The sequence below is a fragment of the Cupriavidus sp. GW823-FHT07A04 genome, assembly GCF_058794615.1.
In genome coordinates this window covers 93665-107854 of sequence record NZ_JBXAHA010000005.1, presented here as the reverse complement: position 1 = coordinate 107854, position 14190 = coordinate 93665, and the positions used below count along the sequence as shown (strand labels likewise).

Genomic DNA, 14190 nt, shown 5'->3' with positions numbered 1-14190 from the left:
GGAAACTCACTGAAAACTGCCAACATCGTCGAGCATCCACCGGCGCGCCGGCACCACCGCATGCGGCAGCGCGGTGCTCTCCACGTCGAACTCGATCATCCGGGCGCCGGGCAGGAAATGGCTGCAGGACTGCCGCCAGACGGCATCTGGCCAGACCATTTCGACGGAACCGTCATAGGGGTGATAGACGGCGCTGTACAACGTGCCGTGGCCACGCCCGTAGGCAGTTTGAAACAGCGGCGGGCGTAGCAGCGCGCGCAGGACAGCCTTGGCATCCTCGGCCTGCCGCACCGCAACAGCCAGCGTCTGCTCCCTGGCCTCGGCCAGGGTCGCATTGGCGTGCGCCGTCCACTCGACGCCATGCTGCAGGTTGCTCACCGCCTGCTTGCGCACCACCTCCAGCGGCCGGTCCGGCGTGACAAACACCGTTGCCCACTGTGCGCGGCGGTCAAGCAGGCTCACCGTGTAGCTCATATGCACCGGGATGCGCGCGAGCATTTCCACGGCCTGGTCGACGTTCTCCGCGAACTCCAGCACGTAGCGCAAGACCAGTGGAATGCCGAATCCATTACCCACCGCCTTGCGGCCCCCGAACGACAGCGACGCGGCCAGGCCGCTCTCGTTGATGCCGTCGAGCGCGCCCCACAGGCAGTCGTTGACCGCCACCACCCGCTGGCCATGCCATCTGGACGCCAGCCACACGCCCTCGAGCAAAGCCGGGGCGAAATCGTAGTTGCGCAACAGCGCGGGCGTGGCGCCTGCAGCCTGCTGCCCGTCCACCGGCAGCCACACCGCCTGCGAGCAGCCGGCAATGTAGGGCGGCGGCCCCCACATCGAGAGGAAGCGCGCTTCCAGGTCGCCGCCGCCGGACAGCTCGACCAGCCGCTCCCAGGTCGGGACCAGCTCCGGCATGTGGTGGCGCAAGGCCTTGCGGCACATCAGGAAGCCCGGCCGCGCGCGATCGCCGTCGCGCAGATACCATTGCCGGTACCCGGGCCAGAACTGCCGGAAGATGTTCTGCCATCGCTGGCCGGGCAAGTCCTCACTGATCGCTTCGAATGTACAACGCATGAATTCCTGGCCTCTCGTGGTTGGACCTTCGGCCTACAGGATCTTGAACGCGCCCGGCTGCGGCGCCAGCTCGGCCTGTGCGGCAACCAGGGGCTTGGCCACGTAATACTGCTTGATGCCCCGGATCCATTGGTGCGCGCGCTCGTTGAGCTTGAACTCGTCGTTCATCGAACGACCCCGCGTGATCAGGATGCCCAGATCCGCGCCTTCGTAGCGATAGTCGCCGGGCCCGGTGATACGCAGGAAGAAGGCTTCTTGCTCGCTCTCGATCTCGCGACGGTTGGAGTCGAAGCGGTGGTAGGACACGGAGCCGTCGGATGCCATGCGATAGATGCCCGAGGGCGGCGCATGGGTCACGATATCCACGTTGTCCTCGGTGTACTTGATGACCAGCTGGGACCAGCCGTCGATGAACGACTTCTCGGCCCAGCGCTCATTGAGCTCGCGCACATTGAGGTCGAATGGCACACCCGAGAATTCCAGCAGGTGGAACAGGAACAACGGCGCGTCCGCATAGGCGAAGGCCGCATGATTGGTCATCGGGCTGGCGCCGCAGATGCGGGGATTCAGCTCGCCGAGATACACCTCGCCGCTATCGACGTCGATCAGGAAGTCCAGGTCAAAGTAGCCGCGATAGCCCTCCTCCAGCAACTGGTTGCCGAAACGGAAGGCCATGTCGCGCGCCTTCATCCTGACGTCTTCCGAGAACGCCCCGGGGAAGATCTCGTTGCCGCACCAGCCGCCCTTGTAGGGGGTCAGTTCACGCGCGCCCACCACCTCGGTCAGCAGCGGCCCGACCAGCGTGCCTGACTGCGTGGCGCAGGCCTCCAGGGTCGCGCCGCGGCAGTTGATGCGCTTCATGATCTTGACTTCGGGGTCGTTGACGATCTCATCCTTGTGCTTGTTGAAATCGTCAACGCTTGCGATAAAGAAGGTGGTGTGGCCGGAGTCGCCGAACGCGCTCTGCACCACCAGGTCATTGCCCAGACCGTGGTGCTCCGCGATCTGCATCAGATGCTCGTAGCTGTCCACCTTCTCCAGTGCGTTGGGCACCGAGTGCACGCCAGCTTTGTTGCCGATGCGCACAGTCTCCATCTTGTTATCGCAGCGGCTGCGCAGCGCGGCCGGCGGGAACCACACGTCAAGCCCCAGCTCGTCGGCCAGCTCTTCGGTTTTCTCATCGAACATCAGGAAGGTCGCGGCAGGCCGTCCCCCCCGCTGCTCGATCATTTCCACCACGTCCTTATGCTGCAGCAGGTAGTTGTTGATGTCCTCGATCGAGGTGAACTCCTCGTGCGGCAGCGCCTGCGGCACGAAGACATTGGGATGGCGGCCGTCGAAGCAATCGATGTAGTTGATGTACTTGAAACGGTTGACCCACTGATCGATGCCCAGGAGATTGAAGTTAGTGGCGCTGATGAAGTAGATGGGCTTCTCGTTCCTGTGGAACATCACGCGCAGATCTGAGACATTACGGACTTTTTGCATCGCGGCTTTCTCCTGATGAACTCGGGGCCGGCTGGACGCGGGTTTCCCGCGGTTCCTGGACATCCAGGTCCGGCATTCTTTTTTTGTCGACATGGGCTCTGTTGCGAGAAGCCGGGCGCCTGTCCCAGCCTCCCGCCTCGCTACTTTTTTGCCGCGGGGCGTTCCGCCAGGGCCGCCGCCGCCACTTCATCGACCGTTGCCGTCGAGACTTCCACAACGGCCGAGACCGACGCCTTCGCCGCGGCCGCCACCGCCGCAGCTGCCTCGCCGGCGGCCTGGAGCGCCAGTTGCTGGAGCGCCCCGTCGCTGAACACACGGAAGCCCAACTCCGGGCGGTAACCGTGGATCTCCCGCACATCCAGCGCCTGCATGAACTCCAGAATCTCGGAGCTGATCACCTGCCCCGGCACCAGGATGGGGAAGCCCGGGGGGTAGGGAATCACGAACAAGGCCGATACCACTTCACGGCCCTTGGAGATGGCCTTGGCCACCTCGGCCATGTTCAGGTACTCGCAGTTCTCCTCGTCATAGGACATGAAGAAGGCTTTGCGGATATCGCCGTCCGGCGTCTCGATCTGCCCGCTGTTGCACACGCTGCGGAACGCAAAATGGAAGTGCGAAAAGTCCGGCAGCGGCGGCAGTTCCCTGGTCAGCGACGAAACGCGCTTCTCGTGCAGGCGGCGCTCGATCACGCTCATGTCCGCCGTGCGCTCCTCCAGCTCCCTGGCAATCTTGATCAGCACCTCGATCAGGTAAGCCACCGACGACCGCGTGGTACCGATATTGGTCATGAACAAGACGGTGTTGCGCGACGTTTTGTTGATCTGGATGCCGTACTTGTCCATCAGGTACTTGTTCTTGAACGTGTCACCGTCAATGCCGGAGGTGCCGATCGACAGGGTCAGCCGGGTCGGGTCCAGCGCGAATTCATCGACGCGCCACGCGGCTTCCATATTGGCCCAGCCGGATTCCGGGCTGTAGTACGCCTCGATGCCGGATGGCCGGTACGCGGTCGGCACCACGCGGGAGACGTTGAGGAACTGGAAGTACTTCTTGAGCAACGGGCGCGTGTGGATCCACTCGCGCAGTGTCATGGCCAGTTCCATCTGGCGCTGCACCAGTTCGTAGCCTTCCAGCTCCACCTGGCGGCGGCCGACATCGAGCGAGGCCAGGATCTGGTAGTTCGGCGAGGTGGAGGTGTGCGTCATGTACGCCTCGTGGAACGCCTCTTCCGCCTTGTCCTTGAAGTCCTGGTCCCACACGTGAATCATGGAGCCCTGGCGCAGCGAGGTCAGGGTTTTGTGGGTGGACTGGGTCGCGTAGACCCGTACCCGCGCGCGGTCCGGATCCGGCATCAAGCGGGTGGCGACAAGCTTCTCCTCATCATCCCAGTCCGCCCCGCCGAACGATGCGGTGAATGCATCGTAGCGCCGGCGATAATCCTCGCTATCGAGCTCGCGGCGCAGGCGCGACGCCGAATCCATGCCGGTGCGCTGGCGGTAGGTGGGATGAAAGCGGGCAAAGGCAAACCAGGCCTCGTCCCACAGGAAGATCAGGTCGGGCTTGATGGCCAGGCACTCCTCCATGACGCGCTTCACGTCGTAGACCACGCCATCGAACGTGCAGTTGGTCAGCAGCACCATCTTGACCTTGTGCAGCGTGCCCGCCCGCTTGAACCGCAGCAGCGTGCGCTTCATCTGGGCGATAGGGACCGCCCCGTACATCGAGAAATCGTCCAGTGGATAGGAGTCGAGATACGCCACCTTGGCGCCCGCCAGCACCATGCCGTAGTGGTGGGACTTGTGGCAGTTGCGGTCTACCATCACGATATCGCCCGGCTTGACCAGCGCCTGCACCACGATCTTGTTGGCCGTCGAAGTGCCATTGGTCGCGAAGAAGGTGCGGCGCGCGCCAAATGCGCGCGCGGCATACTCCTGCGCGACCTTGATGGGGCCGATGGGGTCCAGCAGCGAGTCGAGCCCGCCGGACGTGGCGGAGGTCTCGGCCATGAACAGATTCAGGCCGTAGAACTGCGCCATGTCCTGAATCCAGTGGGAGTTCATGATCGACTTGCCCCGCGCCAGCGGCAAGGCGTGGAACACCCCGGTCGGCTGCTTCGAGTACTCCTTCAACGCCGTGAAAAACGGCGTCTTGTAACGCTCCGACACGCCTTTCATGATCGACATGTACAGCTCGGTGTGGTCCTCCTCCCGGAAAAAGATCCGGTTGAAGACCTCACCCAGCCGCGACGCGATCTCTTCGGCCTTCACGTCCGTGACCAGATACAGGTCCAGTTCCGGCCGCAGCTCCGCAATCTTCTGCCCCAGCAAGGGGCCGCGCTCGGATTCCGGCTGCTCCTCGATGCCCTCGTCCAGGCCTTCCAGGAACTTGCGCAGCAGGTCCAGCTCATACTCGGACTTGAACGGAAAGCCATGCCGGATCACGCAAGCCTGCAGGTTGAAGTTGAAGAGCGTGGCAATCAGCGCATCCTCGAAGCTTGGCACCACCACCACGTCCCACACGAAGGGATCATCCACGCGCTGCTTGCGCTGAACGCGCCGGCGCAAGGCCTCTTCATCCTCGCGCGTCATGTCGTCGACGATCAGGACCTCAAAGTACGGTCGTGCTATTTGCGCCTGCATCTCCTCTTCCGTCTCGATCTCGGACGGCTCCTCCGACTCCGCATCCAGCGACAGCTTCTTATGGCGATAGGTATCGCTGGCCAGCATGCGGTTGATACGGTGCACGGCGATGTTCAGCCGGCCCAGGTCGCCAGCCTCGAACCACGCGGTCAGCTCCTCGAACAATCGGTGCCCCGGGAATGCCCAGAACCGCTCGATCGGTTCAAGCATGGCCAGCGTCTCTTTTACCCGGGCGTGGCGTTCGATGAATTCCTTGCACTCCCGCGCGAGATTGACCAGGCGGCCCAGGTCGTCAGTCAGATTCATCCAGCCATCCGCGCGCATTTCCCAAACGCTGCGGTAACGGTTTAGGGAAATGTTTTGCCCGGTCTTTGCTTTTCGTGCCGTGCTGCGTGCCATGTTATTCCTCTGCTAACTAGATAATCTCAATGCGCGGATCTGCAACTGCGAATCCGTTTAATAGAACGACCGTTTTATTTCCGGCCCGATATTCACCGGCTCCTTTTTATCAAGCGGGTCGATAGCAACCTTGAAAGCAAGCGCTATCCATTGGGCCAGCCATCACGCTTTCCCTTGGATATTTGAATTCTGTTTTTTCGCCGCACCGGAATAACGTGGCGGCCTGCCGAGGCTTTGCCCCCGGCGGCTACTCGCCCGCCGGCCCGGTCACTTCCGGCTTTGCGTCTTCCAGGACACCCGGCTTCACCAGCTTGCCAAGCGTGTGGAGATAGGCATCCGCGCCGCTGTTGCGCTGGTAGACCGGGAACTCCACCTCCCGGTCGCGGAAGCTCTTGAGCGGCTGGCCAAGCCCGCGCAAGCCGCGCTCGCGCTCGCGCCGGACCTTTTCGAAATCGATCTCCACGGGGATGATCTCCGCGGTGCCCGGGCCGGCTTCATGCAGCACATAGCCAGCGGGATCCACCACGATGGAGCGGCCCACGCCACCGTCACCGACACCGTTGATATCGAAAAAATAGACCTGGTTGGTTGCCGCCGATGCCCGCACGATCGACAATTCGATGTCGCGGTCAATGGTGTCCGTCATGGTCGGGTGCAGGATCACTTCAGCGCCCATCGCAACCAGTGTCCGGGTCGTCTCCGGGAACCACATGTCATAGCAGATCGAGATGCCGAAGCGCCCCGCGTCCGGCACATCGAACACCACGAACTCGCTGCCCGCGGCGATGCCTTGCTCATAGGGCCGGAAGGGAAACAGCTTGCGGAAACGGGCAACCACGTTCCCGGCGGGGTCGATCACCGGCGCGGTGTTGTAGATCGCGCCGCCGCGACGCTCGAACAAGGATCCGGGGATCAGCCACAAGCCGTACTTGGCAGCCATCTCGCACAGGCGGGCCTCGGCTGCGCCCGGCATTTCCTCGGCCTTGGCCGGGCTCGGGCCAAACGCCGCCAGCTCGGAGAACATCACCATGTCGACCCACGGAAAGCGGTGCCTGACATGGGCCAGGTAGCGATTCATCTGCGTGATGTTCTCGTCGAATGCCGACACCGGCATCTGGATACCTGCTACTGCAAAACGCTTCATTTAATGCCTCGATAAATACAACATACTGGTACATCAGCACGCACCGATATGGGGATATTCGCCATTGCCCCATCGCATTTAGGCAGTGAATTAAGTGCCCGCTCAATAGCTGGTCTTTCACACTTTTTGGGGCCAAGCCGGCGGTCTGTTACTTAGTTGAAATGGTTATGTGGTAATGCCGCGACATGATGGGATCTACTCTACAAGCCCGTTGGCTCCACTGTATAGTGCCGGTACAAATTTTCAGATGGAGCCAAGAATTGAGAGAGACGCCGTTGACCGATTGGCTTCTCGCGCGCAGTCATTGGAGCCAGCCCGAACGATCCGGTGCTCCGCTGAACAGGCAGTTGTTCGACGACATCCGCGAGGCCATCCTCGCCGGCCAGCTATCCCCGGGCACACGGTTGCCACCCACCCGCGAACTTGCCCGTGAACTGAGCATTGCCCGCAACACGGTCCTCTATGCCTACGAGCGGCTCACCGACGAGGGCTACACGCACACGCACGGCGGCAGCGGCACCTACGTTGGCGACACCGCCCCCGACCCCGCCCTGCTCGCCCGCATCGTCGACCCCGGCCGGGCCGGCGAACCCGCGCTTCCCGGCGATGAATCCAGGCTCTCGCTGCGCGCGCGCGAACTGCTGGCCAGCGTTGGCGCATCGGACCTGCAAGTGGGTGCGTTCGTGCCCGGCATTCCGGATGTCAGCCAGTTCCCGCGCGGCGTGTGGCAGCGCCTGATCACCAAGGTCTGGAAGACCGCCAGCCAGGAGCAACTGGGCTATGGCAGCCGGCATGGCCATCCGCCGCTCAAGCGCGCGCTGACGGAGTACCTGTCGCTCGCCCGCGGCGTGGATTGTTCGCCGGAGCAGATCATCGTGACGCAGGGCAGCCACCAGGCCATCGATCTCTGCGCCCGCCTGCTCGCGGACCCGGGCGAACTGGTCTGGGTCGAGGACCCATGCTATTGGGGCGCGCGCAGTGTCTTTCGCTCGGCGGGCCTGCAGATGGAGGGCATTACGGTGGATGAGCACGGGATCCGGCCGCCGGTTGCACCAGAGAGCGCGCCAAGGCTGATCTTCGTCACGCCCTCTCACCAATACCCGAGCGGCGTGGTGATGAGCCTTGCGCGCCGCCGCCTGCTCACAGAGCTGGCGCATCGCCACAACGCATGGATCATCGAAGACGACTACGACAGCGAGTTCCGCTATCAGGGCGCACCCTTGCCGTCGCTGCAGGGGCTGGACCCGCACCGCAACACCATCTATGTCGGCAGCTTCTCGAAGGTGCTCTATCCTGGCTTGCGGCTCGCCTTCCTGATCGTGCCACCGGAACTGGTCGACGCCTTCTCGGTAGCGCAATCCGAGTTGCATCGCGGCGGACAGCTATCGGTGCAAGCCGCGCTGGCGGAGTTTATTTCCGATGGCCATTACGCTGCGCACGTACGGCGCATGCGCAAGATCTACGGCGAGCGCCAGGTGTTGCTGATTGACGAACTGCAGCGCCAGCTTGGCGACGAGGTGGCGATCGTGGGCACCGATACCGGGCTGCATCTGAGCGTCATACTCCGGCATGCCAATGACCAGTTGGTATCGCGTTTCGCGCTGGCGCACGGGATCGTGGCGCGACCGTTGTCGTCGTATTTTGCTGATTCGCTGCAGGCGCAGAATGGGTTGGTGCTCGGCTATGGTGGGGTTGCGGATGCGGAGATTGCACCTGCGGTTGGTAAGCTGGCGCGGGCTATTGAGTTGGTGAAGGGGTCTTGATGGCGGCCGGACGCGGCCATGCCACGCCGCACAAAATTGGGCGGCGCGTCTGCTACTGGCGCAGGGGAACGTTTTGGGGCGGTCCTTTGGGGCTTCTAGGTGCTGGCGTGTCGGGACCGCGCGGCCCGGTAGTTTCGTCGTCAGGCCCCGGGCTCTAACGAACTCATGCCGCTACCGGCATCAATCACCACGATCCCGCGAGTGATACTGGTTTCGGGGTGAGGCCCCCGGTAGCGGCATTCTTGCCCACTCGCCAATCTGCCGCTACCAGTTCGGTGTGCCGAAATACATCATGTCGTGATGGTTTCGTGGTGAGCCGGGATGCCAGGCAGGTGGTTGCGGAGGCAACCCCCGAAGCGAAAACGGACAGGCGCGTTACCGACTAGCTGCCGGTCGAGGCATAGTGGCGCAGCCCGACACGCCACGCGCCGAAAGCCGCCAGGAGAAAAACGAAACCCGCCAACGGCGACACCAGCCCTGTCCAGGCAGGCGCACCGAGTGGATCGGCCTTGCCCAATATGGCCAGCGCAGGGTAGTAGGCGACACAGGCCAGTGGCACGGCAAAGGTCAGCACGTACCGGAACCATTGCGCATACAGAGCCAGCGGATACTGCGTCGCCTGTACGCCGCCGTATGTCAGGACGTTGGCGATTTCGAGGCTCTCGATGGTCCAGAAGGACAGCGTGCCCTGCAGTACCAGGATGCCCAGAAACAGCGCCACGCCGCCTGCGACCGCAAACAGGGCGATGGCGATGGATCCCGGTGTCCACGCGATGCCCACCTGCACCGTTGCGAAAGCCAATACCATCAGCCCTTGCAACAAGCGCCCCAGACGGCTGATGCGGACGTCGTGCCCCATCAATTGCAGAGCCAGGGGACGAGGCCGCAATAGCAACCGGTCGAATTCGCCGGTGCGCAACAACGCCGTGCCCAGCACGTCGAAGCCGCGCCCCAGGGCATCGGCGATGGCGAACATGCAGTTCACCAGCCCGTAGAACAGCGCCACCTCGCCGATTCTCCAACCCTGCACGTCGCCGAAGCGGTGGAACAGCGCCCAGACCGCGACCACCTCGACTCCGGTGACGAGGAACTGCCCCACCGTAAGCAACAGCGCCGAGGCCGGATAGCGTGCCTGGCCGCTCAGCGAAGCCATCACGAGGCGGGCGAACAATGCCAGCGAGCCCATGCGCCTCAACCGCCTTGCACGTCGAGCCGGCGCATCGTGCGTCCCATGGCCGCATGGCCAACGGTCACTAGCAGCACGATCCACAGGCATTGCAGGCCCAGCCCGCAGAGCATCTGCGCGCCGCCCAGCTGCCCGAAATAGATCCGCGCCGGAATATCCATCACGCCCGCTAACGGTTGCACCAGCAGCACGGTCTGCCAGGTGTCGGGCAGTAGTGCCAGAGGCAGCAGGTTCCCGGAGAACACGATGACGACGGGTCCCGCCAGCGTATTGATGCCGCGTTCGTTGAGCGCGGCTGCCGCCGCGATGTTGAGCAGCATCACCAGCGATGTGGACAGCAGCAGCGCGAGCAGCACCGAGGCGATGAAGCCCAAGCCCGCAGCCAGTCCGGCAGGCGGCTGCCAGGCCCATTCACCCAGCCCGGCAATTGGCAGCGCAATGCCAGCAAAGGCCAGCATCAGGGCCACACGCGGTAGCGCGCGCGCCGCCGTCCAGCCGGCCGAGCGTGCAAACCACAGCGCATAGGCATTCACCGGCCGCAGCCGGTCGTATGCCACGGCTCCGGTGCGCACCGCCTGCGCCACCTCTGGGTCGCCCATCCACGGCAGCAGTGCGAGCAAGCCTTGGGCCAACCACGTGTAGGTGATGGCCTGCGCGAGCGACAGCGGCGCGCTCGCCGCCGCCGCGCTGCGGTAGAACGCCACCAGTACCATGATCTTGATTCCCCCCCACCAGCACTGCGTAACGAAGCCCGCGTATACCGCCACCCGGTACTGCAGCATCTGCAGGAACCGGGATCTGAACGCGGCGAGATAGGGCCGCAGGAGTTCGCGCGGCGCCATCATGGACTAGGCCTCGACCGCGCCGTGCATCGCGTAGAAGCGCGCGATGACGGCCTCGATGGTCATACCCTCGTCTTCCGCGTCCGCTGACAGGCCCTCATCCAATCGGCGCGCAGCCACCACCTGGGACCGCAACGCGTCGACCGCGCAGTCGGCCAGCACGCGGCCGTGGCCGATCACGATCACACGCTTGGCCAGCGCCTCGATGTCATGCATGTCGTGCGTGGTCAGTAACACGGTGGTGCCGCGTTCGTGGTTGGCGCGCCGCACGAAGTCACGGACCGCGAGCTTGGTGGGCGCATCGAGCCCGATTGTCGGCTCGTCCAGGAAGAGGATGTCGGGTTCGTGAAGCAACGCCGCCGCTATCTCCGCCCGCATGCGCTGCCCCAGCGACAACTGGCGCACCGGCTGGTCAAGCAGGCGCTCGAGATGCAATAGCGCGACCAGTTCGTCGCGCGTGCGGGCAAAGCGCACCGGGTCGACCCGATAGATGTCGCGCAGCAGCGCGAAGCCGTCGCCCACCGGCAGATCCCACCAAAGTTGCGTGCGCTGCCCGAACACCACGCCGATGCGTGCCACGTGCCGCTCGCGGTCGGCGAAAGGGACGCGCCCGTCGATTTCGACGCGGCCGCCGTCGGGCCGCAGGATACCGGCAAGGATCTTGATGGTGGTCGATTTGCCAGCGCCGTTTGGGCCAATGAGGCCCAGCAGTTCGCCGCGCTGCAGTTCGAATGACACCCCCGCCAGCGCATCGACCGTGCGAGAGCGCGGCCGAATCAACGCACGCAGCGCACCGAGCACGCCCGGGTCGCGCTCGTGGATGCGGTAGGTCTTGTGTAGACGACTAACGATGATCTGGGGCATGGCGGCGCGGTATGGCGGCGCAAAGAGGGCGGGCAAGCTTACATGAAGTGTGATCGGCGGTCCACCCCACACCCCAACCTTTCCGATCTTGCGGCCACGGTGCTTCCGCCTGGCGTCGTCTTGAGACCCTCACTTCGCCACGCAGATCGGCGCAGACCCAAAAAACTCCCCCTAAACCACAATCTCCCGCGACGCCTGCGGCCTGCGCACCAGCAACTCAGCCAGCTTCTTCAACGCAGCAGCAAGATGGGCACGCGTCTCGACACCTCCCAGCGAGATGCGGATCGCATTGGGCGGCGTGGGGCCAGCATAGAACGCATCGGAAGCGGTAACACGCAGATCCTCCGCACGCGCGGCCTGCGTCAGCGCCAGCGAAGTCCAGTAGCTCGGCAAGTTGTGCCAGACGTGTATGCCGCTGGGTGGTGCCTGGTCCGCGCTGAACAGCAACTGCCGTGCAAGCTCTCGCCGCGCGAAGGCTTCCGTGCGGATCCCGGCCAGCAACTGCGCGGCGGAGCCTTCGTGAATCCACTGCGTGGCCAGGGCTGTCGACAGCGGCGTGGACATCAGCGCGAAGGAGCGCAGCGCGGCCAGCACGCCCGCCCGGCTGCGCGCTTCGGGCAGGCGGATATAGGCGGTCCGCAGCCCCGGGCTCAGGCATTTCGACAGCGTGGCAACGTAGTAGACCTGGCCCGGCGCAAAGTGGGCCACGGGCGGCGGCGCGTCGCTGCCGAGCAGCCAGTAAGGATCGTCCTCGATGATCCAGGCGCCGCACTTCTGCGCGGTCAGCGCGACATCGCGGCGCCGGTGCGCGGGCATGGTCCGCGTGGTCGGGTTCTGGATGGTCGGGTTGAGGTAGATCGCGCGTGCGCCATGCTCGCGCAACGCTTGCTCCATCGCATCGGGCCGCATGCCGTCGTCATCGGTGGCCACCGTCACCACGCGGCGCCCGAGCTGCTCGGCCGCCGCGCGCAGGCCGGGATAGGTCAGCGGCTCCGCAAGGATGGCGTCGCCGGGCTGCGTGAGCGTGAGGATCAGCGCCGCCAGCGCGGCCTGGGCGCCGGGGCAGGCAATCAGCTGCTGCGGGCTGACCGACTCCAGCACCGGCTTGAGCCACATGGCGCCGGCGGCCCGGTCCGCCCTGCTGCCGCCACCAAGCTGGTAGGTCATGAGCAGGTGCGCATCGGAGCGCAGCAGCACCTGCGAAAGCCCGCGCTGCAGCAAATCATGGAAATCCACGCCGGCGGGCGGCGGCGGCACGTTCATGCTCAGGTCGACCATCTGTGCCAGTTCGACCTTTGGCGGGGCGACGAAGGTGCCCAGCGCCCCGCGCGTCTCGATCAGGTTGCGCCGCTTGGCCTCGGTGAACGCACGCGTCACCGTGGTGAGATCCACCCCGAGCTGCCTGGCCAGCTCGCGCTGGGGTGGCAGGCGGTCGCCGGGGTTCAGGCGCCCGTCCCCGACCGCGCGCTCGATGAAGCCAACGATCTGCTGGTAGCGCGCGCCCTCGCCGCGCACGAAGGCGGCGGCCCAGCCGGGACCGGCGCCGTCATCTTGTATGGATTTACTCTGATGCATTTTGCTTTATGTATGGCCTTTGTCTTACATTATCATGCGCCGCAGCATCACACAAATCCATACATTTAACGCTTTGTATGCGTTTCCCGCCAGTCCGGCGGAATCCCCTCTCTCGCGATGGTTTCCAGCGTGCCGTGGCAGGCAGTCCCGACGCGCGCGCCGGTTATGTGATGCATAACTAAGGTGTGTCTTATGCGTAACTCAAATGCCGGGGCAGACGCTGCTGTCCGGCGAGAATCCAGCGCCTGGCTGAATGCTTGCAAGGGAGGGTTCCGCCATGCGGGACTGTTCCTCGGTGGAGCAGCGATGCTCCTTCTCAGTGGCTGCCAGCTGGAGCTGCTATCCCCGAAGGGCGACATCGGGCACCAGGAAAAGACGCTGATCCTGGTCTCGCTGTTCATCATGCTGCTGGTCGTCGTGCCCGTCATTTTCCTGACGCTGTATTTCGGCTGGCGGTATCGCGCCTCCAACACCAAGGCAACGTATGCGCCCAAGTGGGCGCACTCCACGCGGATCGAGGTGGTCATCTGGACCATCCCGTGCGTGATTGTGGCCGGCCTGGCGGTGCTGATCTGGAACACCACGCATTCGCTGGACCCCTACAAGCCGCTGGAGTCGACCGTCAAGCCCATCCGCGTCGAAGCCGTGGCGCTGAACTGGAAATGGCTGTTCATCTACCCGGACTACGGCATCGCCTCGGTCAACCGGCTGCCCATCCCGGTCGATACGCCGATCAATTTCAGCATCACCGCGGAATCGATGATGAACTCCCTGTTCATCCCGCAGCTCGGCAGCATGGTCTATGCCATGGCCGGCATGCAGACCAAGCTGCACCTGATCGCCGACACGCCCGGCACCTACGCGGGCATGTCCGCGGCCTACAGCGGCCCCGGCTTCTCCGACATGCATTTCGACACCGTGGCCACCTCGCGCGAGGCGTTCGACGCGTGGGTACGGCAGGCCAGGCAGTCGCCGCTGACGCTGGACGAGAAGGCCTACAAGACGCTGGAGCTGCCGAGCACCAAGGAGCCGGCGACGGTCTACGCGGGCGTTGCGCCCGGCCTGTTCCAGAACATCGTCAACAAGTACATGCATAGCGATATGCGCGGCAATACGCTTGGTAATACGCGTGGTGATGCGCTTGGCGACGTATGCACAGCCCAAAGCCCCCCGCTGGCCATCAACTGATGAAGCCAATGAATCCGAAACACATGCA

The 14190-nt window shown here is 64.1% G+C and carries 10 protein-coding genes; 2 read left to right on the top strand and 8 right to left on the bottom strand.

Annotation, left to right across the window (positions count from 1 at the left end; all coding sequences use genetic code 11):
* Window positions 1–6: 6 nt before the first annotated feature.
* From AC1Q7Q_RS10370 to AC1Q7Q_RS10355, 4 genes are all read right to left on the bottom strand, one after another.
* Window positions 7–1071, bottom strand: a complete 1065-nt coding sequence (locus AC1Q7Q_RS10370) for a C45 family autoproteolytic acyltransferase/hydrolase (protein ID WP_492374520.1) — start codon at window positions 1069–1071, stop codon at window positions 7–9.
* Between the two features lie 33 nt (window positions 1072–1104).
* Window positions 1105–2622, bottom strand: coding sequence for a biotin carboxylase (locus tag AC1Q7Q_RS10365; RefSeq protein ID WP_416053220.1), 1518 nt, complete (start codon window positions 2620–2622; stop codon window positions 1105–1107).
* Between the two features lie 77 nt (window positions 2623–2699).
* Complete coding sequence (locus AC1Q7Q_RS10360; protein ID WP_492374519.1) at window positions 2700–5507, bottom strand: aminotransferase class I/II-fold pyridoxal phosphate-dependent enzyme; 2808 nt, start codon at window positions 5505–5507, stop codon at window positions 2700–2702.
* Between the two features lie 340 nt (window positions 5508–5847).
* Entirely contained in the window at window positions 5848–6744 is an 897-nt protein-coding gene (locus AC1Q7Q_RS10355; RefSeq protein WP_492374518.1) for a carbon-nitrogen hydrolase family protein, read from the bottom strand.
* A 260-nt stretch (window positions 6745–7004) separates the two neighbouring features.
* Between AC1Q7Q_RS10355 and pdxR the strand changes: the two genes are divergently transcribed.
* Window positions 7005–8507, top strand: coding sequence for a MocR-like pyridoxine biosynthesis transcription factor PdxR (gene pdxR, locus AC1Q7Q_RS10350; RefSeq protein WP_492374517.1), 1503 nt, complete (start codon window positions 7005–7007; stop codon window positions 8505–8507).
* 382 nt (window positions 8508–8889) lie between these two features.
* Here the strand turns inward: pdxR and AC1Q7Q_RS10345 are convergent, their stop codons facing one another.
* The 4 genes from AC1Q7Q_RS10345 to AC1Q7Q_RS10330 form a co-directional block, all read right to left on the bottom strand.
* Entirely contained in the window at window positions 8890–9693 is an 804-nt protein-coding gene (locus tag AC1Q7Q_RS10345; RefSeq protein WP_492374516.1) for an ABC transporter permease, read from the bottom strand.
* Window positions 9694–9698: 5 nt separating this feature from the next.
* Window positions 9699–10535 carry an ABC transporter permease gene (locus AC1Q7Q_RS10340; protein ID WP_492374515.1) on the bottom strand — a complete coding sequence of 279 codons (837 nt, stop codon included), beginning with the start codon at window positions 10533–10535 and terminating at the stop codon, window positions 9699–9701.
* Between the two features lie 6 nt (window positions 10536–10541).
* On the bottom strand, window positions 10542–11399 hold the full coding sequence (locus AC1Q7Q_RS10335) for an ABC transporter ATP-binding protein (RefSeq protein ID WP_492374514.1): 858 nt from the start codon (window positions 11397–11399) through the stop codon (window positions 10542–10544).
* Window positions 11400–11570: 171 nt separating this feature from the next.
* Window positions 11571–12974 (bottom strand): aminotransferase-like domain-containing protein, encoded by a 1404-nt coding sequence (locus AC1Q7Q_RS10330; protein ID WP_492374513.1) that lies wholly within the window; start codon window positions 12972–12974, stop codon window positions 11571–11573.
* Between the two features lie 306 nt (window positions 12975–13280).
* Here AC1Q7Q_RS10330 and cyoA point away from each other — a divergent pair, with 306 nt between their 5' ends.
* On the top strand, window positions 13281–14162 hold the full coding sequence (cyoA, locus tag AC1Q7Q_RS10325) for a ubiquinol oxidase subunit II (protein ID WP_492374512.1): 882 nt from the start codon (window positions 13281–13283) through the stop codon (window positions 14160–14162).
* Window positions 14163–14190 lie beyond the last annotated feature (28 nt).

What these genes read in the sequence shown, in the direction of transcription:
- AC1Q7Q_RS10345 (WP_492374516.1), bottom strand. Translation starts at nt 9,693, where the DNA reads ATGGGCTCGCTGGCATTGTTCGCCCGCCTCGTGATGGCTTCGCTGAGC.
- AC1Q7Q_RS10365 (WP_416053220.1), bottom strand. Translation starts at nt 2,622, where the DNA reads ATGTCCAGGAACCGCGGGAAACCCGCGTCCAGCCGGCCCCGAGTTCAT.
- AC1Q7Q_RS10340 (WP_492374515.1), bottom strand. Translation starts at nt 10,535, where the DNA reads ATGGCGCCGCGCGAACTCCTGCGGCCCTATCTCGCCGCGTTCAGATCC.
- AC1Q7Q_RS10370 (WP_492374520.1), bottom strand. Translation starts at nt 1,071, where the DNA reads ATGCGTTGTACATTCGAAGCGATCAGTGAGGACTTGCCCGGCCAGCGA.
- cyoA (WP_492374512.1), top strand. Translation starts at nt 13,281, where the DNA reads ATGCTCCTTCTCAGTGGCTGCCAGCTGGAGCTGCTATCCCCGAAGGGC.
- AC1Q7Q_RS10360 (WP_492374519.1), bottom strand. Translation starts at nt 5,507, where the DNA reads ATGAATCTGACTGACGACCTGGGCCGCCTGGTCAATCTCGCGCGGGAG.
- AC1Q7Q_RS10330 (WP_492374513.1), bottom strand. Translation starts at nt 12,974, where the DNA reads ATGCATCAGAGTAAATCCATACAAGATGACGGCGCCGGTCCCGGCTGG.
- AC1Q7Q_RS10355 (WP_492374518.1), bottom strand. Translation starts at nt 6,744, where the DNA reads ATGAAGCGTTTTGCAGTAGCAGGTATCCAGATGCCGGTGTCGGCATTC.
- AC1Q7Q_RS10335 (WP_492374514.1), bottom strand. Translation starts at nt 11,399, where the DNA reads ATGCCCCAGATCATCGTTAGTCGTCTACACAAGACCTACCGCATCCAC.